16 protein-coding genes are annotated in these 22,406 nt (G+C 37.5%); 12 read left to right on the forward strand and 4 right to left on the reverse strand.

The genetic code is table 11. The features are described 5' to 3' along the window. Positions 1 to 19 precede the first annotated feature (19 nt). The 4 genes from FGQ66_RS11625 to FGQ66_RS11640 are packed head-to-tail and all read left to right on the forward strand — an operon-like array spanning position 20 to position 5,340. On the forward strand, positions 20 to 3,448 hold the full coding sequence (locus FGQ66_RS11625; RefSeq protein ID WP_138302480.1) for a pyruvate carboxylase: 3,429 nt from the start codon (positions 20 to 22) through the stop codon (positions 3,446 to 3,448). Between the two features lie 15 nt (positions 3,449 to 3,463). After that, positions 3,464 to 4,591 (forward strand): CAP-associated domain-containing protein, encoded by a 1,128-nt coding sequence (locus FGQ66_RS11630; RefSeq protein WP_005876510.1) that lies wholly within the window; start codon positions 3,464 to 3,466, stop codon positions 4,589 to 4,591. Continuing rightward, positions 4,578 to 5,024 carry a YlbF/YmcA family competence regulator gene (locus FGQ66_RS11635; protein WP_113845482.1) on the forward strand — a complete coding sequence of 149 codons (447 nt, stop codon included), beginning with the start codon at positions 4,578 to 4,580 and terminating at the stop codon, positions 5,022 to 5,024. Before FGQ66_RS11630 ends, FGQ66_RS11635 begins: the two co-directional genes overlap by 14 nt. After that, positions 4,999 to 5,340 carry a YlbG family protein gene (locus FGQ66_RS11640; protein ID WP_005876514.1) on the forward strand — a complete coding sequence of 114 codons (342 nt, stop codon included), beginning with the start codon at positions 4,999 to 5,001 and terminating at the stop codon, positions 5,338 to 5,340. Before FGQ66_RS11635 ends, FGQ66_RS11640 begins: the two co-directional genes overlap by 26 nt. Before the next feature lie 93 nt (positions 5,341 to 5,433). Here FGQ66_RS11640 and FGQ66_RS15305 read toward each other — a convergent pair whose 3' ends face one another. Further along, positions 5,434 to 5,637: a transposase gene (locus tag FGQ66_RS15305; protein ID WP_270779343.1), complete on the reverse strand. Its 204-nt coding sequence runs from the start codon at positions 5,635 to 5,637 to the stop codon at positions 5,434 to 5,436. A gap of 489 nt (positions 5,638 to 6,126) precedes the next feature. On the opposite strand from FGQ66_RS15305, the gene FGQ66_RS11650 reads away from it, so the two are divergent. Beyond that, a complete protein-coding gene (locus FGQ66_RS11650; protein ID WP_138302481.1) occupies positions 6,127 to 11,508 on the forward strand; it encodes a SpaA isopeptide-forming pilin-related protein in 5,382 nt (1,793 codons plus the stop codon). A 367-nt stretch (positions 11,509 to 11,875) separates the two neighbouring features. On the opposite strand, the gene FGQ66_RS15445 is transcribed toward FGQ66_RS11650, so the two are convergent. Beyond that, a complete protein-coding gene (locus FGQ66_RS15445) occupies positions 11,876 to 12,448 on the reverse strand; it encodes a hypothetical protein (protein ID WP_005878704.1) in 573 nt (190 codons plus the stop codon). A 974-nt stretch (positions 12,449 to 13,422) separates the two neighbouring features. Here FGQ66_RS15445 and rsmD point away from each other — a divergent pair. The 7 genes from rsmD (at position 13,423) to holA (ending at position 20,931) form a co-directional block, all read left to right on the forward strand. Then, positions 13,423 to 13,983 (forward strand): 16S rRNA (guanine(966)-N(2))-methyltransferase RsmD, encoded by a 561-nt coding sequence (gene rsmD / locus FGQ66_RS11660; RefSeq protein ID WP_138302482.1) that lies wholly within the window; start codon positions 13,423 to 13,425, stop codon positions 13,981 to 13,983. Next, on the forward strand, positions 13,980 to 14,471 hold the full coding sequence (gene coaD / locus FGQ66_RS11665) for a pantetheine-phosphate adenylyltransferase (protein WP_005878700.1): 492 nt from the start codon (positions 13,980 to 13,982) through the stop codon (positions 14,469 to 14,471). Before rsmD ends, coaD begins: the two co-directional genes overlap by 4 nt. Next, entirely contained in the window at positions 14,461 to 15,504 is a 1,044-nt protein-coding gene (locus FGQ66_RS11670; RefSeq protein ID WP_081133457.1) for a SepM family pheromone-processing serine protease, read from the forward strand. Before coaD ends, FGQ66_RS11670 begins: the two co-directional genes overlap by 11 nt. A gap of 460 nt (positions 15,505 to 15,964) precedes the next feature. Then, entirely contained in the window at positions 15,965 to 16,681 is a 717-nt protein-coding gene (locus FGQ66_RS11675; protein WP_138302483.1) for a helix-hairpin-helix domain-containing protein, read from the forward strand. A 373-nt stretch (positions 16,682 to 17,054) separates the two neighbouring features. Further along, positions 17,055 to 17,588, forward strand: coding sequence for a ComE operon protein 2 (locus tag FGQ66_RS11680; RefSeq protein WP_005878694.1), 534 nt, complete (start codon positions 17,055 to 17,057; stop codon positions 17,586 to 17,588). Further along, positions 17,581 to 19,851, forward strand: a complete 2,271-nt coding sequence (locus FGQ66_RS11685) for a DNA internalization-related competence protein ComEC/Rec2 (RefSeq protein ID WP_138302484.1) — start codon at positions 17,581 to 17,583, stop codon at positions 19,849 to 19,851. The genes FGQ66_RS11680 and FGQ66_RS11685 overlap by 8 nt, the downstream gene beginning before the upstream one ends. Before the next feature lie 36 nt (positions 19,852 to 19,887). Continuing rightward, positions 19,888 to 20,931 (forward strand): DNA polymerase III subunit delta, encoded by a 1,044-nt coding sequence (holA, locus tag FGQ66_RS11690; protein WP_138302485.1) that lies wholly within the window; start codon positions 19,888 to 19,890, stop codon positions 20,929 to 20,931. Between the two features lie 311 nt (positions 20,932 to 21,242). Here holA and rpsT read toward each other — a convergent pair whose 3' ends face one another. Next, entirely contained in the window at positions 21,243 to 21,497 is a 255-nt protein-coding gene (gene rpsT / locus FGQ66_RS11695) for a 30S ribosomal protein S20 (protein ID WP_005878687.1), read from the reverse strand. Positions 21,498 to 21,895: 398 nt separating this feature from the next. Next, positions 21,896 to 22,165: a hypothetical protein gene (locus tag FGQ66_RS11700; RefSeq protein WP_005878685.1), complete on the reverse strand. Its 270-nt coding sequence runs from the start codon at positions 22,163 to 22,165 to the stop codon at positions 21,896 to 21,898. Between the last annotated feature and the right edge of the window lie 241 nt (positions 22,166 to 22,406).

Here is a 22,406-nt window from a genome sequence, read left to right on the forward strand (position 1 = left end):
AAGATGTAGGAGTGGTTCGATGGAAAAAGTTTTAGTTGCTAACAGAGGAGAGATTGCGGTACGTGTGTTCCGTGCTTGCACAGAATTAGGAATTAAAACTGTTGGTATCTACGCTGAAGAAGATGAGTATTCAGTGCACCGGTTCAAAGCAGATGAAGCATATTTGATTGGACAAGGGAAAAAACCGATCGATGCGTATTTAGATATTGAAGGGATCATCTCGATTGCAAAACAATGCGGAGCATATGCTATTCATCCAGGATATGGATTACTATCTGAAAATTTAGGTTTTGCACAACGTTGTAAAGAAGAGGGGATCACTTTTGTCGGTCCCGATTTACATCATCTTGATATTTTTGGAGATAAAATCAAAGCAAAAGCAGCAGCGATCGAAGCTGGGATCGCATCGATTCCTGGAACAGATGGTCCGATTGCGAGTGTAGAAGAAGCACTAGATTTTGGCGAACGCTATGGTTATCCAATCATGATCAAAGCAGCTTTAGGTGGTGGCGGACGTGGGATGCGTGTCGCTCATGATGAAAAAAGCGCTCGAGAAGGATATGAACGTGCAAAAAGCGAAGCAAAAGCAGCGTTTGGTAGCGATGAAGTCTATGTAGAAAAATATATAGCGAACCCTAAGCATATCGAAGTCCAAATCCTTGGAGATAAGCATGGCAATGTGATCCATTTATTTGAAAGAGATTGTTCTGTTCAAAGACGCCACCAAAAAGTTGTAGAAGTCGCACCTTGTGTGTCCATGAACGAAGAACAGCGTCAGCGGATCTGTGAAGCTGCTGTCCAATTGATGAAACATGTGGGCTATGTCAATGCTGGAACAGTCGAGTTTTTGGTTGAAGGAGACGATTTTTACTTTATCGAAGTCAATCCTCGAGTGCAAGTAGAGCATACGATCACTGAAATGATCACAGATGTCGATATTGTAACGACACAATTATTGATTGCACAAGGAAAAGATCTGCACAAAGAAATCGGTTTGCCAGAACAATCAGGGATCAAGCTTAATGGTTCGGCGATCCAGTGCCGAATCACGACAGAAGACCCGTTGAATCATTTTCTTCCTGACACAGGGAAAATCGATACTTACCGTTCTCCAGGTGGATTCGGCGTCCGTTTAGATGTCGGTAATGCTTATTCTGGTTATGTCGTTACTCCTTATTTTGACTCTTTATTAGTTAAAGTTTGTACGCATGCAGCTGATTTTGACACTGCGATCCAAAAAATGACACGTTGTCTGAAAGAATTTCGGATTCGTGGAGTAAAAACCAACATTCCATTTATGTTAAACGTTATTTCTCATCCTGTGTTCCAATCCGGTAATGCAAAAACAACGTTTATTGATAATACAAAAGAACTATTTGAATTTCCTCGTTTGAGAGACCGTGGCAATAAAACAATGAAATACATCGGTGAAATCACTGTCAATGGCTTCCCTGGAATCAAAAAAGGGGAAAAACCATTCTATGACAAACCACGTCTACCTAAAAAGCTGATCACTCGGGATGAGTATCTCACAGCAAAAAATGTTTTAGATAATGAGGGAGCTGATGGATTAGTCCAGTGGATCAAGAACCAAGAAAATCTGCTACTGACTGATACGACCTTTAGAGATGCGCATCAAAGTTTATTGGCAACTAGAGTACGGACAAAAGATTTCAAAGAAGTTGCCCGTTTAACAGGAGAGGGACTTCCAGAACTTTTCTCAAGTGAGATGTGGGGAGGCGCCACTTTTGATGTGGCCTATCGTTTTTTGAATGAAGACCCATGGCAAAGACTAAGAAAAATCCGTTCCTTGATGCCTAACACTTTATTGCAGATGCTGTTCAGAGGATCGAATGCAGTAGGATACTCGAATTATCCAGATAACGTGTTAGTGGAATTTGTGAAAGAAGCGGCGGCACAAGGAATTGATGTCTTCCGGATTTTTGACAGCTTGAACTGGACACCTCAAATGGAAAAAAGTATTCAAGCAGTCCGAGATACAGGGAAAATCGCAGAAGCCGCAATCTGCTATACTGGCGATATCAACGATCCAAGTCGCGCAAAATACAATGTGCAATATTATAAAGATATGGCAAAAGAGCTTGAACAACTAGGGGCGCATATCATAGCAATCAAAGATATGGCTGGATTATTAAAACCTCAGGCAGCCTATCGTTTGATTAGTGAATTGAAAGAAACAACTGATTTACCGATCCATTTGCATACACATGATACTAGCGGAAATGGAATCATCACCTATTCAGCAGCAACCAAAGCTGGGGTGGACATTGTCGACGTAGCCATGAGTGCGATGAGTGGAAATACGAGTCAACCGAGCATGAGCAGTTTATATTATGCGTTAGTCAATGGTCCTCGCTTACCTGAGATCAATATCCAAAATGCACAACAATTGAACCATTATTGGGAAGATATACGCATGTACTATAAACCATTTGAAAATGGGTTGAACGCCCCTGAAACAGAAGTCTATATGCACGAAATGCCAGGGGGACAATATTCAAATCTCCAACAACAGGCAAAAGCAGTCGGTCTAGGACACAAATGGGATGAAATCAAAAAGATGTATCACACAGTCAATTTAATGTTTGGTGACATCGTTAAAGTAACACCGTCATCAAAAGTGGTGGGGGATATGGCGTTATTCATGGTCCAAAATGATTTGACGGAAGACTATATCTATGAAAAAGGAGACACCTTGAGTTTCCCAGAATCAGTTGTCACTTTCTTCCAAGGTGAGTTGGGACAACCAGTTGGCGGATTCCCTGAAAAATTACAAAAGATCATTTTGAAAGGAAGACCTGCAATCAATGTCCGTCCAGGTGCTTTAGCTGAACCAGTCGACTTTGAACAAGTCAAAAATGAGTTAGCTGAAAAAATCGGTTATGAGCCTAAAAATGAAGAAGTTTTGAGCTACTTGATGTATCCTCAAGTCTTTTTAGATTATCAAAAAGCATACAATCAATTTGGCGATGTGACTTTATTAGATACACCAACGTTCTTCCAAGGGATTCGCTTGGGTGAAACAGTGAATGTCCAAATCGAAAGAGGAAAAATCTTGATCATTCGGTTGGATGAGATCGGTGAACCAGATATTGAAGGAAATCGCGTGTTGTTCTTCAATCTGAATGGTCAACGCCGCGAAATACTGATCAAGGATACTTCGATCATCAGTTCAGTTCAAACACGTTTGAAAGCTGAACCAACGAATCGCGAACAAATCGGAGCAACGATGTCAGGTTCTGTGCTAGAAGTGTTAGTGAAAAAAGGCGATAAAGTGAAAAAAGGTGACACTTTGATGATCACAGAAGCGATGAAGATGGAAACGGCGATCGAAGCCCGTTTTGACGGAGAAATTGCCCATATCTATGTGGCAAACGGTGATTCGATTGCGTCAGGTGACCTCTTGATCGAAGTGACTGAAAAATAAAGGTGGTGGGTCAGCATGAAACGGCTAGGATTATTTATCTTGATATTGCTATCAGTGATCGTCGCATTCTACATGCAGCCGGTATTGTTCCCACCCGTGCTAGAGGCAAAAAAAAGCCAAGAACAACAGACACAAAACCAGATGACGACGTGGAAATACCAGGAGCTTAAAGCAACTGGTTTTTCCACCTATATCGGAAAGCCAATCGAAGAGTTAGAACAGCATTTTGGAAAACCATATGATCGCTTAACTTCTGGATTTGGCTTTGAAACTAGATACTATCAGGATACCCAAGGACAATGGTCTTTCGAAGCAAATATCCAAGATGATAAAGTAGAAGCCGTCAAAGTATTAAAAGCAGATCATGAAACGATCGCACCTTTTACGCTTGGTATGACGATGCAAGATTTAACGGATATCACGACCATTTATACAAATTTCACATTTGAGTATCAAGATACAGAAGTCGGTATTGAGCTGATGGAAGAGGATATGAATTATCGACCACTGCTCGCCTTTGACAATCAGACTTTTGGTATTTTGTTTTTTGATCAAAGTACAGGTGATTTGTTCTCAGTAGTATATTTGAGTAAAGATAGTTTACTCAAATTGTTGCCTTATCAAGTGTTTGGTGAAGGGTTACCTCATTATCAATTAGAGGATGATGCAGATTGGGAAGAAATCAATCAAGCAAAGGAAAATAAAAGTTTTATTTTGTTGAATTCTTTGAGAAAACAAGATGATTTACCACTCTATCGAAGAAACATCAATTTTTCCGATAAAACGAATTTATTACTACACGATTATTTGAAAAAGCCAGAAGAATTTCTTTCAGAAGATCGGTTAGCAGAATGGAAGCAAACATTGGGTAGTGCAAAAACGGCTACAAAATTCACCCTAGCCAAAGACGAACTGGATAAGTTAACAGGAAAAGGCAAATTACAGCATGTCAATGGTGTATTTACTCACCCTGTCATCGATCCAACGTTCACTTTTTTATTTTTGTATAGCGATCCATACTATCATGATCGTTTCTTGCTTGATTCCCCTGATCAGTTAGGAATTGCTTTTTCTAAAGAAAATATGATAGTCTTGATGCAAGAAGAAGTTGAGGAGAGTAGCGATAGCAGTGATAATCAATGAAGAATTATTTGTTTTAGAAGATCAATGTAAACGTTTGGCGAAATGTATCATTGAAAGTCATACAATGAGCGAATACATGAAAACAAAAAAACAGATGGAGCAATCGGAAGAAGTTGCGAAGTTAAAAGCTGATTTCTTCAAAAAAAAAGAAGACTATGAAAAGATTGCGCCCTACAAAGAGTACGCACCAGGGTACAAAGAAACGTATTTGGCTGTTAGAAAAGCCAAAAGACAACTTGATTTAAATGACTCAGTCGCCGCCTTTCGGATACAAGAAACCCAACTTCAAAATATACTCGATGAAATCAGTCGAGAGCTTGCACAAGCTGTTTCTTCGGAGATCAAGATCGATGCAGGCAATCCTTTCTTTGAAAAAGGAAGACATGCTGGATGTGGAGGAAACTGTCATGGAAACAGAAAACAATCAATTTGAAATAACGAAGCGACGTGGACTGATCGTCTGGGTCTATAGCCTGAAACAACTAAAGAATCTCAAGAAGTTTGGCTTGCTTCATTATGTTTCAAGGAAAATGAAATACGTGGTCATCTATTTGAACGAAGAAACATTCGATCAAACAGAAGAACGAATCAAAAAATTACATTTTGTACGCAATGTAGAGCGCTCATACCGCCCTGATATTGAAATGAATTTTGCAGAAAAAATCGGATCAAAAGCACAAGTGAAAGATGATGGGTTCGAAGTAGAAGAAGCCAATACCAAAATTCGCTTGGCAGACCATGTATTCTAATTTTCTATATGAATAAAAGGTTCTAAGTCAAATAGTGTTGTTTTGAATTAAATCATGAAAAGGAGACGTTTCGGCGTTTCCTTTTTTGTGTAATTAAATGATCTCGTAAAGATTTTGTTGGATCAGAATTCTCTTTCTAAGATGACAAAACGTTCTAAAGCCAAATGCGATTCTTTTGATGACTTTGATCAAGTTGTTTTTACCTTCCAGTTTGCCGTTAGAAAAAGAAATGTTCGAATCTTTAATATTTAGTAGTTGTTTGATCATTTTGTCTATGCTTTTTTCTTTCATTTTGATATTCTTATTAGTGGACATTTGGTTTTCCTCCTATGATTGGGTTCAGCGATTTAATTATAGGACAACCAGATGTCTTTTTGTTATAAAAATAATTGGCGTTCCTACTCCTAAGAGTAACAACTCCGAATATTATAGAACCTTTATTTTGTCATGATTTAATCATACTAGGGAACGATATGTTTTTTTAATATCTAAAATGAACAATGGGGCTGATGAATCAAAATTGATTCTTCAGTCCCATAAATTATAGAACCCCTTTTTTGAGTGTCCACACGTAAATTTGATTCATAGATACAATGCAACACTGTCTTTTAATCAGTCAAAATAAGTGGTGGATCATCTTCAGCAAAAATAGATCAGGTAGATGAAACAAGTGTTATTATTTGTATAGTTAACAAAATTTAAGGATAATAATAGTGGGTGTATTGTTGCTTTTTTCCACAAACAATTGAACAACTCAGTAATTAGAAAGGTAAAGGTGTAATTACAATGAAAAAGTTTGTCTATTCTATGATGTTATTCAGTTTGTTAGGTAATTTTTTCACACCCATCGTTGCAACAGCGATGGAAAACGGAGAAGGAGTATCTACTACTGCAAGTGAAAAAACCATAAATTCTACATCAGGTGATACCCCAAAAACACTGCAGACAGAATCTGTTCCTCCTACTAAAGAGTCATCAAGTACTGAAGAAAGTATTCCCGTCGAGAATCACCTTCAGTTTGATCAAGCAAGTGAGTTTGTTAGTACAGCTGAGAAGAATGAATTAGCATTGAATTTAGTCGGAAATATCACTAGTTCTACTGAAAACAATCAAGCGATCACTTTTGAAATGGCTAAGTTATTTGTATTGAAAGATGCCAAAGATGAAGAGAAGAATATCCTGAATGACCAAAAAGAAATAATCGGAAAGTATACGGTTGATACAACGAAAAATGGTACCCAATTTACATTAGATTTTAATAAACTAAGTAAAGGCGATAACCGTTTCCGGCTTGTTTTACTAGGGACGAATACACGCGGACCAAATCGAACGGTTGATTTTTATCAAAAAGATAAAAAAATATTTCAATTAAACTTGCCAAAAGAAACAGAGTCTACTACACAGACAATCGAAACCAAAGAAACGTCAACCGAGAATAGTCAATCTGACACTCAAACAACGGCAACCACTGAACGGACTAAAAACGCAAGTAGTAATCAAAGTAAGAATGTGAATAAAGCAGTCCTTTCACCCGAAACAAAGAGTGAAGATGCTGGAGCAACACAGGATTCTAAACAAATGGATGAATTATTTGAGAAGTATGCTCCTGGTGACAACTTCGTGAAAAAAATTAAATTGACAACTGAGACTAACCCAGCAACGATCGATTCAGTCGTTGTGTTTCAATTGGACTTTGAGATTCCTGATACTGTCCGAACTGAAATGATGCCTGGTGATTATTACGAGATGGATTTTCCACAAGGATTAGAAATCAGGGACCCTTCACCAAAAGGAGATTTACTGGATAAGAATAAAAATAGCTATGGTACTTACGAGTTTGATGCAAATACGCAAAAATTGCGTATTGTTTTTACGAAACAAGACAGTATGGAGTTTTTGCCAGCCAGCAGTGGTTCAGTTTCAGCTGATGTACATTTTGATAAAAAGAAAATCACTCAACCAGGCGAGACAACGATCACTTATCCGAGTAAAACGAATATCCCACCTGCTACTTTCATAATAAAACCATCTAGTGGAGCCTCTCTTAGTAAAGCAGGTCATCCAGATAGAGTAAATAGTCCAGATAAAGTGATTTGGGATATAGACTTCAACAAAGATTATAGCGACTTATCTAAGCCATTGATACGTGAACATTTTCCTGATCAACTGGTATTTGATAAACAGGAGAAAGGCGCAGTTTCTGTTTATCCGTTGAATCTGGATTTTGATGGAAACGTGGTGGGAGTAGACACGATACCTCTTGATCCAAAACAATATACAGTAGAGAATGATGGCTCGATTCAATTCAATATGGCTATCCAACAACCTTACCGCATCGTTTATACTACAACGATCAAAGATTCAGTAAAACCCAGTGACGGTGGAAAGCTAACAATAAGAAACAACGTGGAATTAACTACAGATACAACGAATCTACAAGCTTCGGCTTCTGTCGACCTTACTTATGAAAAAGCATTAGAAAAAGTTAAAACTGATTATGATCCTGTCGAACAAGTCTATAGTTGGCTGATTCGTTACAACTATGGTCAAAAAGAATTAACAGCGGACAATGTGATCTCAGACACGTATTCGGCAAATATGGATGTCGATCCGGATAGCTTTGCTATTTACCAGGTCAATTTTGACAGTGATGGTACTCCAGTCAATGGCGCACCAATTGATCCGAGTGCTTATACAATTGACACGACCAATAATCCATTTAAAGTGACATTTAAAAATAATGTACAGGCTGAAAAAGCAATCAATATCACCTACAAAACAAAGGTCAATAAAATCGTCACAGACAACTCTGGTATAAAGATAACGAATCAGGCACGGACTGAAAATCTCTCTTCATCGGCAGAAGTCCAAGCGAACCCTACACAACAAGTAATCATCAAAAATAAACCAACACTTGATGTAGGAAGGAAATCAGCTCACTATGTGGTTGATATAAATAAAAATAAGTATGAACTGGAAAATGCCCTTTTTACTGATACAATGAGCTACACAGATGAGGGGTATGTAATTTTTCCAACTAAAGTAAAAGTACCAGACAAGCAATCAGACTATGGGGTGATCATCCGTGATGTCTCAGAAAATGATCACATTTTGACAGGAGCAGTCCAATTTTTGGATGTGCATGGAAATATACTGAACATGATAGGGGATGAAACTACAGCTGACTATGTTCTTTCTGTGCATTTAACTGAGTCTCAAAAAGGATATACGGATTTTAAGATAAAATTCCAAAACAGCTACGCAAAGACGAGACATCAGTTCCAAATGGAATATTATGTCTCCTATAATCAGTTTAATGAAGAGTTCGAAGACCCAAATACGAGTATTAATTATGCGAATACAATCAAAGTTAATTTTGACAATAACGGTGAATCCTATGAAGCTTCCAGCAGTGCAGAGTTTAAAACAAACACTCAAGAAACACAACAAGGAATGAAGTTTGGCAGCTATGATCCAGCAACGAAAGAATTCACATGGACGATCGTGACCAACTATAATAACTTAGGGGTATCAAGAATTTATTTTCATGACCCAATCACTGGAAATCAAGTCTATGAACCGAATTCATTAGAGGTAACACGAGGAACAATCAATCATAACGGGCAGTTTCAGGCAACTACCAGTGATCCCTATAAAGGCAATCAGGTGGGGAAAAACTATCTTAAAGTAACTGACCCAGCACCAACCAGCGAGAACCAAGGAACATTAACTATAGATCTGGGTACAGATGAAGAGTACATTCAAGGCTGGAACGTGACAGGGGCTCCAATGGTCTTTCAGATCCAGTTCAAAACATCTTTGAAAAATCAGATTGTGTACGATCAATCTACGTATAGCAATGTGGCAAATGTTGATGTCAAGGGGATTAAACAAGATTTACCCGCTTCAGTCTCCGTGGCGTTCGGCGGACAATCTATTTTAAAAGATGGAAAATACAATGCACAAACTGGTAAAGTTGATTGGCAATTGGTGATCAATCCAAATCAATCATGGCTATCAAACGTTAAAGTTGAAGACAAACCAAGTGCGAATCAATTCATAAAAGCAAGCAGCTTCAAACTTTATACAGGAAAATACTCAGGAACGGGCAGTTCGATCACTGTGGAGCCAGATCAGCCCGTACCGACCAATCAATACAAAGTTCAGATCGATACTGACTCGACTGTAGGACAACAAACATTTACTGTAGATATGTCCGGTATCAAAGAAAAAAAGGATCCAAATCATGAGAACGAGTTTTTAAACGGAGTAATCGAAAAACCGTATGTGTTGGTTTATGAAACTGAACCGAATTTTACATCTAAAACTGAAACGGTCACTAATGATGCCATCATTTCAAGTGAGGGTGCTGAATTACCTGGGAAAGACACAAAGAAAGATGTTCAAGTGACTATTCAAGAGTCCGATGGTTTAGCGTATGGAACAAAAGGAAAAATCATTGTTCAAAAGGAAAATGGGCAAGGGGGAGTCGTTCCTAATGCTGTTTTACAATTGCTACGAAAAAATACTAAGACCAACCAATCCGATATCATTTACCAAGTAACAACAGACAAGCAAGGAATGGCCATATTTGGTAATTTGATTGCTACTAGCCCAATATATGAATACTCTGTCAAGGAGATCGAAGCACCAGAAGGTTATACAATTTCTCCTGAGCTACTAGTAGGAAAAAAAGTATCGATCAATACGGACAGCACTCCATTGACTACTTTGATTAAAAATGAACCAATCAAATTAATTTTTAATAAAACAGATGGAGAAGGGAAGCCACTATCTGGCGGATTATTTAGTTTGTTAAAAAATAAAGGAACTAAAGAAGCACCAAATTATGTTTCCGTACAGACTTTTGCAGCGCGAGAAAGAGGCGTAGATTTATCAGGTCTTAGCGACGGCCAATATCAAATCAGCGAATCAATGGCACCGGAGGGGTACCAAATCAATCAAACACCGATCGATTTTGAAGTAAAGAAAAATGCCGACAATACACGAAATGTTTTCGTAAACGATCAAGTGGTCCCAGATGGCGTATTGACGCTAAAAAACTACCAAGGTTCAGCCGTATTGAAGAAAACCGATGAGGCAGGTAAAACTCTTGCTGGTGCCCAGTTCAATTTGCAACATGCAAAACTAAATACAGGTGATTTTAGTGATTATGGGAATCAAAAATCTTATATTACAGATAATAATGGACAGTTGAATCTAACTGGCCTAGCCCCAGGGAAGTATAAATTGAAAGAAAGCAAAGCACCAGAAGGCTACTACTTGAATACGGAAGAAATTGCTTTTGAAATTCCTCAAATAGCAACTGGCAATGAGGCACCAATCCAGTTGAATGATGGCAAAGCATTGATCAATTATCAAGGAACTGCGACAGTAACAAAGAAATCTGAATCTGGGGAATTATTACGAGATGCTATCTTTGAAGTCCAAACAAGTAGTGGAAAAACAGTCCAAACAAATTTAGTGACTGATGAGAATGGGAAAGTTACAGCTAAAAATCTTGCTCCTGGCGCGTATCAATTTGTCGAAACCAAAGCGCCAAATGGGTACATGCTCAACACCCAACCGTTACCATTTACCATTGATACAACATCGGCAGGAAAGCCAGCGGCAGTGACTGCTAATTTTGTAAACTATCAAGGCGGAGTTGAACTAATAAAAATCGACGCTGAGGATAGCAACAAATATTTGGCGAATGCGGAATTTCAATTACTTGATAGCAAGGAAACAGTCTTGCGTAAAGAACTTAAGACGAACGGGGAAGGAAAACTAGCGCTAAACGATTTGGCACCTGGAAAGTATTTCTTTAAAGAAACTAAAGCGCCAGAGGGCTACCAATTGTCAGATAAGCTAGTTGGATTTACGATCCCAACGAAACACAACGGTAAACCCAAACAAATGGAGATAGTAGTAAAAAATAGTGCGAATACTCCAAGTAGAACGACTCAATCGACCAAACCGGATCAATCAATCAAACCGGATCAATCAATCAAACCGGATCAGTCTACCAAGCACCAGCAATCTGGAAAAGGATATTATCCGAAAACTGGTGAGACTAAAAGCATGATCATGATCATTGGAGGGGTGATCCTTGTTCTAGTTATCATTGGAGCCACTTATCTACGAAGAAAGCAACACGAAAAATAAATTTAGAAGGGTGGAATAGCAGGATTCAACTCTGAGAAATAAGTTTGACTTATTTTCAAAGCCGTTGCCCTGTTTCCATCATTTGTGCATGTTTAGACTGTGAGGCAAAAGCATTTCTTGTTTTTGTCTCACGGTCTTTTTGTCTTTCGAGGAATCACTAAAAGGAACATGAACACACGTATAGATCTTTTTTAGAGAAAGAACACGAAGCTTGTGCCGTAACAAACCCAAAAAAGCGTTATTGTAAGTTTTGCGAAACTAAAAAACTCCTTTTGACTAAATGAATAGCTGTAACCATTCATTGATCAAAAGGAGTGTCTATCTTATCTCTATCATTTTTTGAGAAAAGGATTGAGAATCTGCAACTCTAAAAATATAGATAAGAAATCAAATAGGCTATAAAAAACGCGTAGAGGCCACAAATAAGATTTAAAATACCTAATAGTCTGACTGATCGAACCACTTTATTCATTGTTTCAAGAGGACGTAAAATAACCATCAATGGGTTATCAGGATGGGTTTCCAAATAATCCATCCAGAAAGCATGTTCTTTATCAGGCTTTGGTGTAGACAAAGCGATCACTGAGATGTAGATGAAGAGTAATCCTAAACTGATATACTCGCCAATAAAATTATCGGAAATGATTAATCCTATCCCTACTCCAACTGTAATAAATAGCAAGAGTGTTAAAAAAATTACGAGTTTAAAATTAGAATAACCGGTAAAATAAATTTTAAAGTAGGCTCTAATACACTCTTGTCTGTATTTCAAATCCTTATCAGATAAATCGGGATATCTCTCTTTTAATAAAGCATTTTGTTCATCTATTCTGGTTTTGTTTCTTCTTCCTCGAAGAATCGCAAGAAAAAAGTTTAGAAATAAAAGTACACAAAAAATAATTAAGTGGATGTTCGGGTTTAGATAACTGTCAATTTCCATAGAGATACCTCGCTTGATGTTTAGATTTTTCTTTAAAATAATCTTGTTTTGTAAAGCTTAAGACTTATGTTTTAAATTTCTTATGTCGGTATTGTATCAATCATAGCGGTATGTTCAGAATTATGAGATGTAGATTTGAGCGCCAAAGATGATTGTAGAAGTTCTTTTTTTGATTGATGTAATATTGTCAGAGACTTTCGCTCCTTTCATTTTGAAGGTATTTCTAAATCGACGAAGTCTAGAGCGAGAGTCGAAAAGTAATGAAAAACTGCTGTTTGACTCTTACGTAGTTTCTTCCACTTTCTAAAACATTAAATGATTACTGGAAACCTTCATTTTAAATTTAGTACCAGTTTAGATTCTATCCATAGCTTTTGTCTCATTGGAATTATCGACGCATCTACTTAATGCCAGAAAACCAATTAGCCAATAGTTATGATATAATTCTTTATTTGCTGGAAGTAAATCAGCTCACCAACCTTGATAGAATGGTAACTAGTTCTAAGACTTAAATATAGTTTAGTTATTTTAATGGAAAAGTCAAGACAATATAAGGGTAAGTAACTGGATTTACGGATAGATTGTTAAAAATGTATCGAAGGCTCACCGATAGAGGAAACCATTTTAGACAATGGTTTATTGCTTTAGAACTATTCACTTTAAAATGTTGTTCTTGATTATTAGATCTACACCCGTTCCAGAAGATGGATGAGTGTTTCAAAAACACAAAGGAAGTGAATCACCCACTAAGCATCGTGTAATTTGGCACAGTTGCTTGTACATTTTACGGTACTATTGGATGAAAGAAAAAGAGGATGGAACTCTTGTTCTATGAGGATCTACATTTGTATCAGTGCTAGAGGGGAGATTGGGTACCATGTTGGTTGTTTCCACTAATTTAATGGGAATCCAAGTTTTTTTTTCGCTTTTTTTGGTATACTAGTAGCAGTACAATTTTTAAGAGGAGTGAGTAAATGCGAGTCATTTCAGGAGAGTATGGAGGACGGCGCTTGAAGAGCCTGTCTGGGCCTAACACACGTCCGACAACAGATAAAGTAAAAGAATCAATATTCAATATGATTGGCCCTTATTTCGATGGAGAAGAAGTATTAGACTTGTTTTCCGGAAGTGGTGGTTTAGCCATCGAAGCAGTATCTCGAGGTTGCTCGCATGCTGTTTGTGTAGATAAAAACTACCAAGCGTTGAAAATCATCAAAGAAAATATTGCAATAACAAAAGAGCCAGAAAAATTTACTACGCTGAAACTTGATGCAGACAAAGCAATCGAAAAATTAGCGCAACTTGGGAAAAAGTTTGACTATCTTTTTCTTGACCCACCTTATGCTAAACAACAGATCATCGAACAAATCGAAAAAATGTCGGCACTTAATCTTTTCAAAGAGGAAGCTGTCATTGTCTGTGAAACAGACAAAGCAGTGGAATTGCCAGAAAAAATCACTTGTTTTGAGCAAATCAGAAAACAAACTTACGGAATCACTTCTGTGACAATATACCGAAAAGAGGACGATAGATGAAAAGAGCGCTATTTCCAGGAAGCTTTGATCCATTGACAAATGGACATTTGAATACGATTGAACGAGCAGCGAAACTATTTGATGAAGTAGTGATTGGTGTGTTTGTGAATACCTCAAAGAAAAGCCTATTTCCTGCTGAGGAACGAGTGGCATTGATCAAACAGTCAGTCCTACATATTCCGAATGTCAAAGTCGTTCATCAGGAAAGTCAATTGACGGTAGAGACAGCTAAAGAATTGGGTGCAACTGTGTTGATCCGAGGAGTTCGCAATATCAAAGATTTTGAATATGAAAGAGATATCGCCCAGATGAATCATCATTTGTCTAACGAACTTGAAACAGTCCTTTTATTAGCTGAACCAAAATATAGTCATATCAGTTCTAGTTTATTGAAAGAGGTTCTTTATTTTGGCGGCGATGTAACAGAATATTTACCAGATGCAATCAACGAAGCATTAGCTAGAAAGCGTGAATCTAATGAACTTTAAAAAGTGGTTAAAAACGATTCTCGTTATTTTTCTGGGAATCTTTATCGTTGGCTTCGTAGTCGTTCCCCTGCCTTACTATGTAGAGTCACCAGGAGCAACGATCAACTTAAAGGAACTGATCACAGTGAATGATCAACAGGATAAAGCATCTGGTTCATTCTCTTTGACTTCTGTCGGCATTCGCAAAGCAACAGGTTTTCTTGCAGTAAAAGCAAAATTATCTAAATTTGAAGACTTGATCAGTGAAGAAGAGTTGACTGGTGGTGCGACGAATGAAGAATACAATCAGATGCAGCGTTATTACATGGAATCCTCTCAAAATGCAGCAATCGAGCAAGCATTGAAGTTAGCAAAGCTCCCTTATGAGATGGAGTTTAAAGGTGTCTACGTCATGAGTGTAGAGAAAAACTCTAATTTCTACGGTAAATTATCTGTAGGAGATACAGTGACAAAAGTTGATGGACAAAGCTTTAAGAGTGCAGAAGCATTTATGGAGTATGTGAAGAGTCAAAAAGTAGGGGACACTGTCAGCATCACCTATCTGCATAATGGAACAGAAAAGGAAACTTCAGGGAAACTGATCAAACTTCCAACTGATAAAAAAGCAGGTATCGGAATCACTTTGACAGATCATACAGCCATCAAATCTGATACACAAGTAACGATTGATTCAGGATCGATTGGCGGACCATCTGCCGGTTTGATGTTTACACTTGAGATCTATGAACAATTGACAGGAAAAAATCTTCGTCAAGGCAAAGAAATCGCTGGGACCGGCACGATCAATAGTGCAGGGGAAGTTGGCCGAATCGGTGGAATCGACAAAAAAGTGGCTAGTGCAGATCAAGCAGGTGTCGAAGTATTCTTTGCACCAGATGATGAGATTTCTAAGGAAATGAAAAAAGAATACCCAGAGTTACAATCAAATTATGAGGAAGCAAAAAAAGCAGCGAAAGAACTCAATTCATCAATGAAAATCGTTCCTGTAAAAACAGTACAAGATGCGTTGGACTATTTAGAAAACATGAAATAGTCTGCCTTTATTCATAGAGTGAGGTCGAGACAATAGTCGTTTAGGTTTGAGAAATTGGAGAGAAAAACGAGGTTGGGACAGAAGTGTTTAACTCCGAGAAATAAGAAGAAATGAACGAAAATTGCTTTTCAAATTTTTGTGAATTTCGGATTATTTCCGAAGGAGTTACTTCTGCTCCCACCGTTTATTCGGAGTTAGAGTCTGTGGCAAAACTGATTTTTAGTTTTGTCCCACGCTCGTTTTTTTTTTTGAAATTTCCGAAAAACTGACTTTTGAAGGCCGTTTATTTGAGAGAGGCTGTGACAGAAGTGTAGAGTTGTCCCACATTATTTTTTATGAAAGAATGATCGTTTGAATGATAAATCCAACTTTTTTACGTATTTGATTGTGAAGAGCAAAGTAGCACTTATCACTAAGAAGACAGAGGCATTCGCTATATTCAGTGAAAGGAATTGAATGAATGAAAAAAATCTACCAACATATCATTGATTCGCCTAAGCTTATTATCAGTGTTTTATTGAGCATAGCTCTTTTATTTCTTGGAACAGGGCTATTAGTGGGGAGGATCATTAGTCAAAAGGATGATGGACATGTGCCATTGAACCTTTCCTTAAATAGTTCTAACAGTTCTAACAGTTCTAATAGTTCTATAGTTACAGAAGAAAATATGCGGGAGGAGAAGAAAACTTACAAAGAAACAAGTAAAGAAACTATTCCGGTGATCAATTATGTAGATGTAAAAGGGGCGGTGAACAGGCCAGGCATCTATTCCTTTTCTTTGGAAGAAAGAGTCCATGATGTAATAGAAAAAGCCGGGGGATTAACGGATACAGCAGATGGGAATCAAATCAATCTAGCAGCAAAGTTGATAGACCAACAATTGATTTATGTACCCGTAATTGGAGAAGAGATACCTGAAGCAGCTAAGGGCCAACAGTCTCATCCAGTAGAAGAGACTGAAAAAGACGGTCAGGAAGAAAAGATAAATCTCAATACAGCAGACTTGGCACAATTACAGCAGATACCGGGGATCGGCAACGTAAAAGCGCAAGAGATCATTCGCTATAGGGAAGAAAAAGGTTCATTTCAAAAAATAGAAGAATTACAAGAAATAACAGGAATAGGTGCAAAGACAGTCGAACAGATTAGAAATTGGGTCACAGTCACTGGTGAATGAACTATTCAAACACTTACGGTCCACAGTTTTACATACTTTTATTTCATTAGAATGGATCATATGATTTGCAGTTGTCTAAGTATATATTTAGCAGCACATATACCAAAAATCGAGGGAATGTGGTAAAGTTTCAGTAGATGATTTACCTATAGTGATTAATAGATTCCCATGACTCTAAAAAATGTTCAAGAAACTAAAAATAGTTTCGCAACTAACGTATGTTTTAAGTGAAGACTAGATCTCATTCAGTGAGTAAGTACGGCTGAATAGTTTTAACAGGTGGGAACGCAATCAGTAAGCTATACGAATCAAAGAATCACTATTTATTAAAAATGTAAATAACTTTCACTTTGAAAATGCGAGGTGCTAATGGATGATGGAAAATAATGAGAGACTAGACCATACAAACAATGAATCAGGAAAACAAACAAATGAGCGTATCCCATGGGATCAGTATTTTATGGCTCAAGCAGTGCTGTTATCTTTGAGAAGTACGTGTACTAGATTAGAAGTAGGTGCGACATTGGTTAGAGAAAAGCGGATCATCGCAGGTGGCTACAATGGAGCTGTCAGTGGCGATGTCCATTGTATCGACGAAGGATGTTATGTAGTAGATGGTCATTGTTTGCGTACCATCCACGCAGAGATGAACGCATTGTTGCAATGTGCTAAGCTAGGTATCCCGACAGAAGGATCGGAAATCTATGTGACACATTTTCCTTGCTTGGCTTGTACAAAAGCATTGTTACAAGCGGGGATCAAAAAAATCAATTATCTTCATGACTATCGAAATGATCCTTACGCACAAGATCTGATCAAGCAGCTAGGTGTATCCGTTCACCAAGTGTCTTTAGATTCAACTCATTTTTCAAAATTACAAAAAGAATTATCAGGGGAACATGTTTAACGAATATTGCGATCGATTGCAAAATCGGTTGATTTTTCCAGCGATTTCTTCGATTTTTATCTGTTTACTTTATTACGTAGACCAAGGGTATTATCGAATGATTTTCGCTGGCTTTTTTTGTTTTTTTCTGATGAAAGAAGGAAAGTGGGTCGCATCCATCTGTATGTTATGCAGTATATTGGTATTGGTTTCTTGTTGGATCAGAGAAACAGAAGCGATTGATCTTCGAAAGAAAATAGAAATTGTTGGAGTTATTTCAGACTCCATCAAAATAAATGGCGATAAAGTGACCTTTTTTGGAAAGACAGCGAAGCAGCAAAAGATCCAATTAGACTATCAGCTAGACACGCAGCAAGAACGGGATTCATTTATCCAAATGACAAAACAAACCCTTCAACTAAAAGTAACTGGTGAATATCAAGCCCTTGAAAGGAAGAGCAACGAATTTGCTTTTGATCAGACAGTATATTTTAAAAGTCATCGAATAAGTGGGCGTTTTAAAGTGGCAGCGATCCAAAATGTCAGACAAAAGACAACCTGGAAAGATTTTCTAACACGAAAAAGGAGAGAATTTACTCGTAGTATCGAGGAAAGATTCCAGCCAAAAACAAGTGTTTATATGAATGCACTTTTATTTGGTTATAAAGATCACCGATTTATAGAATCAGAGCCTCTTTTTAGAGAAACAGGCCTGTTACATCTTTTTAGCCTATCAGGGCTGCATATCCAATATTTTTTGGGGTGTATGTATTATCTTTTTCGTAGGGTTGGGGTTAGACTATCGGTCAGCTTTCTTCCGTTAGCAGTGTTAACTATGGGATATGCGATTTTAGCGGGAGGCTCGATTTCTGTTTTAAGAGCAAGCAGTCTCTTTTTAATAAAACTAGTCTTGAAGCTTTTTAATATTCAGCTGTCTTCATTAGATTGTTTTTCACTTACACTTTGGATCATCTTATTGATTGAACCACTTGCACTTTTTCAAGTAGGTGGGCAACTCAGTGTGCTGATCAGTTTTTTCTTTGTTCAATTATCTAGCAGTACACAAAAATATCAAGGAATCAGGAGGCTGTTGCTATTTACTTTAGCAGTCTTTCCGCTAACTGCTTGGCATTTCTATGAATGGCCTATTCTAGGGAGCGTCTTCACGGTTCTTTTTTCTCCTTTATTTATTTCTTTTTTTCTTCCTTCTTTTGTCCTGCTTTTTCTCTTTGGTCATTCTTTTCCGAATGAGTGTCTTGATTGGCTTGAAACTGGCATCCAGTTGTTCGAACATTTGCTTGGATCATTGGATTTTTCCAATGTGATCACTGGACGTCCACCGTTGCTATTCGTTTTTTTCGCTATTGTCTATATTTTATGGCTGAATGAAAAGAAGTCAGAGAAGCTATTCCCTTTGTTTGCAAAGGCATTGATTGTACCAACTCTCCTATTAGGAATGCGTTATTTTCGATTAGAGTCTAGTATCTCCTTTATCGATGTTGGACAAGGAGATGGGATGGTACTGACTGCGCCACATCATCAAGAAACAATAGTGATTGACACTGGAGGCATGTTTACATTTGAGAAAGAGGACTGGCAGAAGCGGACTGTGAGACCGTCTGCAGAATACAATTTGGTTCCATTCTTAAAAGGAAAGGGCATCAGTCGGATTGATAAATTGGTTTTAACCCATGATGATATCGATCATATAGGTGAATTAGGAACACTTATTAAGCATTTTAAAATCAGTAAGGTGTACATCGGTTGGGGAGCAGGAAGGACTGATCCTCTTAAAACACATCTCTCAGATTTAGAAAAGGCTGGAACGATGATCGCTGAAGTCAAACAAGGGGACTCTATTGAAGGGTACTTCAACTTGTTCGTAGTATCGCCTGATAAGAAGGGAGATGGGATGAATGAAGATTCCATTGCATTATCTATGCTACATAAAACGCACTCTTTTCTTTTTCTGGGAGATTTGGATAAACAGGCAGAAGAGCGTATAGGGGGCAGGTATCCTGAATTAAGAGCGGATGTGGTGAAGTTAGGCCATCATGGGAGTCAGACGTCTAGCAGTAGTAACTTTATCGAACAGTTGAATCCAACCTATGGGATCATTTCTTGTGGTCAAAACAATCGATATGGACACCCACATGCTGAAGTGTTGCAGGAGATGGATCGTTTACAGATAACGATTTTAAGAACAGATACACAAGGGAGCATTTCCTTTACCTGGCATCCATTTTGGGCACCTAAAGGCAGGGTAGGAACAATGCTGGACTAGCATTTCATTCGCGCACATGGTAGGATAAATTGGAAAGTGGTGAGTGAGATGAGTATCCAAGCAGATTTACAAAAAATCCGAAAAGAAAAGCTTGCTCCTTGTTATCTTGTCTTAGGTACAGAAAAATTTTTACAAGATCAAGTGAGAACTGAAATCCTAAAAAAAATAAAGATTGATGGAGAAGATGATCTGAATTTTTTAAGTTTCGATATGGAAAATTCAAGTATTGATGAGGTCATCGCTGAAGCTGAAACCTTGCCTTTTTTTGGGGATCAACGGTTGGTTTTTGTTGAAAATCCCTATTTTTTAACTGGAGAAAAAGGAACGAATGGCATCGATCAAAATACGGAACTATTAGTGAATTATCTGAAAGAGCCATTAGAAACAACTGTATTAGTCATCTTTGCCCCTTATGAAAAGTTAGATGAACGTAAAAAAGTGACGAAACAGTTAAAGAAAACAGCAATCACAATTGATGTAAAACAATTAGATGAAAAAGCAGTGCGACAGTATTTATTGAATACATTAGAGAATTCGGAAATCAAGATGGATCGACAAGCCATCGATCTATTTTTGCGGCTAACGGACCTTGATTTGTCGAAGATGATGCGAGAATTACAAAAAATCTTACTTTATGGGCAAGAACAAGAAGTAATCACTGTTAAAGAAATTGAACAATTAGTGCCAAAAACATTAGAACACAATTTGTTCGACATGACGCAATATATCTTATCTGGCCGTACGGAACAGGCATTGCGACTTTTTCAAGACTTAGTGACTCAGGGGGAGGAAACAATCAAAATCAATGCGATTCTTCTTTCCCAGATACGTTTGTTCTTACAAACAAAATTCTTAGTAAAGATAGGTTATCAGCAAGCGAACATCGCTGAAACATTGAAGATCCATCCTTATCGAGTAAAATTGGCGATGCAAGAGGTACGGAAATTTGATGAACAAACCCTGAGAAGGTTATTTGATGAATTGGTGGAAATGGATTATGAAATCAAAAGTGGAAAGATCGAAAAAGAATTAAGCTTTCAACTTTTTGTATTACGGACAGGGGAATTATTGAAACGATAAAAGAAAATAGGCGGGCTTTGGTTTTTATGAAGGAAATCGAGTCAATCGAAGAGGTCGAGACAAAAGTCGTTTAGGTTTGAGGAATTGGAGAGAAAAGAGCGTGGGACAGAAGTAAGAAACAATTTTGTCCCAGCCTCTAAAAATGAATAAACGGTGGGAGCAGAAGCAACTCCTTCTTAAATAAGCCGAAATTCACAAAAATTTGAAAAGCAATTTTCATTAATTTCTTCTTATTTCTCGGAGTTGAACACTTCAGTCCCAGCCTCTTGCTTATTTTGATAAAATAAAAAAACCGGCCGCAGCCGATTTCCTTATTTAGCGATTTTTTTGCTTAAACGAGATTTGTCGCGGTTAGCTTTGTTTTTATGGATTAGACCTTTTGATTCAGCCATATCAACAGCTTTAACAGCTTCTTTATATAACGCATCTACGTTGTCAGCACCTGAAGCTACAGCATCTTCAAATTTTTTGATTGCAGTACGCATAGCGCTTGTTTGAGATGAATTTTTTACATTCGCGTTTTCGCTTGTACGAACACGTTTGATTGCAGATTCAATGTTTGGCATTAGTTTCACCTCCGATAAAATAAGTTCTTACGCGTGTTACCGCATAATTCAACATTCATTATTATACCTAAATCATGCTATCTTTGCAATATCAACATGACAAGTTTTTTTCCTTAACACTAAAAGAAAGAAAGATTTAATAAATTGGTGCCTGTTACGAAAGAGTTGCACAACCAAAAAACGCTATTGTGGGAGACAATAGCGTTCAACCAAACGAGATAAGATTATCTTTTTAAACAAAATTTGAATGGGACTGTTTGGTACCAAAACATTATATAACAAGGATAATCGTTTGCAAAGCTTTTTTTGAAAAGGGATACGAACCTTGTTGATAAAGGAATTAGAACGATACCATAATAAAGTTATTTTATAACCTGTAACCGTTGGCATTATTGGTATTATTCTGGAGTGCCGATAATTTTAATATATTCATCGATATTTTTGATCATCATTTTTTTGATGACTAATTGATTCCGGCGATTCCATTTTCCGCTAACTTCTAAAACATATTTGTTTAATGGCAAGCGTAAAATATATTTGGCAAGATAACGATCCTTCAAAAGACCATTGATCACTCGATCTTCAAGCTGAAGATTCAACCCAGTCAACATCATTGGTTGCTCTTGTAAAACATACGTATCAATTAAAAGACCTTCAAAAGTTTCCATGAGCGTCTTCCTTTCTATAGCTGAAACATAGGAACAAACTTTTACATAATAAGAGATAAAGTTGTTCTGCAGTCTAGTATAACAAAAAAAAGAAGAAGGAGGCAAAAAGAAACAATAATTTGTTCTCTAACGCCTCTCGCATTTAGCAAAAAGTATAAAAAAAACTACCAGACAGAATTTTCATCATGTCTAGTAGTTTTTTGCAATTTGTCTGTTTGATAGAAAGAATAAAAATAGCATA

This window comes from Enterococcus sp. BSD2780061688st2 D3, assembly GCF_005844145.1.
GTDB lineage: Bacteria > Bacillota > Bacilli > Lactobacillales > Enterococcaceae > Enterococcus_B > Enterococcus_B durans.

Coding starts and splice junctions, on each gene's coding strand:
- rsmD (WP_138302482.1), top strand. CDS start 13,423: ATGCGAGTCATTTCAGGAGAGTATGGAGGACGGCGCTTGAAGAGCCTG.
- FGQ66_RS11650 (WP_138302481.1), top strand. CDS start 6,127: ATGAAAAAGTTTGTCTATTCTATGATGTTATTCAGTTTGTTAGGTAAT.
- FGQ66_RS11630 (WP_005876510.1), top strand. CDS start 3,464: ATGAAACGGCTAGGATTATTTATCTTGATATTGCTATCAGTGATCGTC.
- coaD (WP_005878700.1), top strand. CDS start 13,980: ATGAAAAGAGCGCTATTTCCAGGAAGCTTTGATCCATTGACAAATGGA.
- rpsT (WP_005878687.1), bottom strand. CDS start 21,497: ATGCCAAACATTGAATCTGCAATCAAACGTGTTCGTACAAGCGAAAAC.
- FGQ66_RS15445 (WP_005878704.1), bottom strand. CDS start 12,448: ATGGAAATTGACAGTTATCTAAACCCGAACATCCACTTAATTATTTTT.
- FGQ66_RS11700 (WP_005878685.1), bottom strand. CDS start 22,165: ATGGAAACTTTTGAAGGTCTTTTAATTGATACGTATGTTTTACAAGAG.
- FGQ66_RS11640 (WP_005876514.1), top strand. CDS start 4,999: ATGGAAACAGAAAACAATCAATTTGAAATAACGAAGCGACGTGGACTG.
- FGQ66_RS11680 (WP_005878694.1), top strand. CDS start 17,055: ATGATGGAAAATAATGAGAGACTAGACCATACAAACAATGAATCAGGA.
- FGQ66_RS11685 (WP_138302484.1), top strand. CDS start 17,581: ATGTTTAACGAATATTGCGATCGATTGCAAAATCGGTTGATTTTTCCA.
- FGQ66_RS11675 (WP_138302483.1), top strand. CDS start 15,965: ATGAAAAAAATCTACCAACATATCATTGATTCGCCTAAGCTTATTATC.
- FGQ66_RS11670 (WP_081133457.1), top strand. CDS start 14,461: ATGAACTTTAAAAAGTGGTTAAAAACGATTCTCGTTATTTTTCTGGGA.
- FGQ66_RS11625 (WP_138302480.1), top strand. CDS start 20: ATGGAAAAAGTTTTAGTTGCTAACAGAGGAGAGATTGCGGTACGTGTG.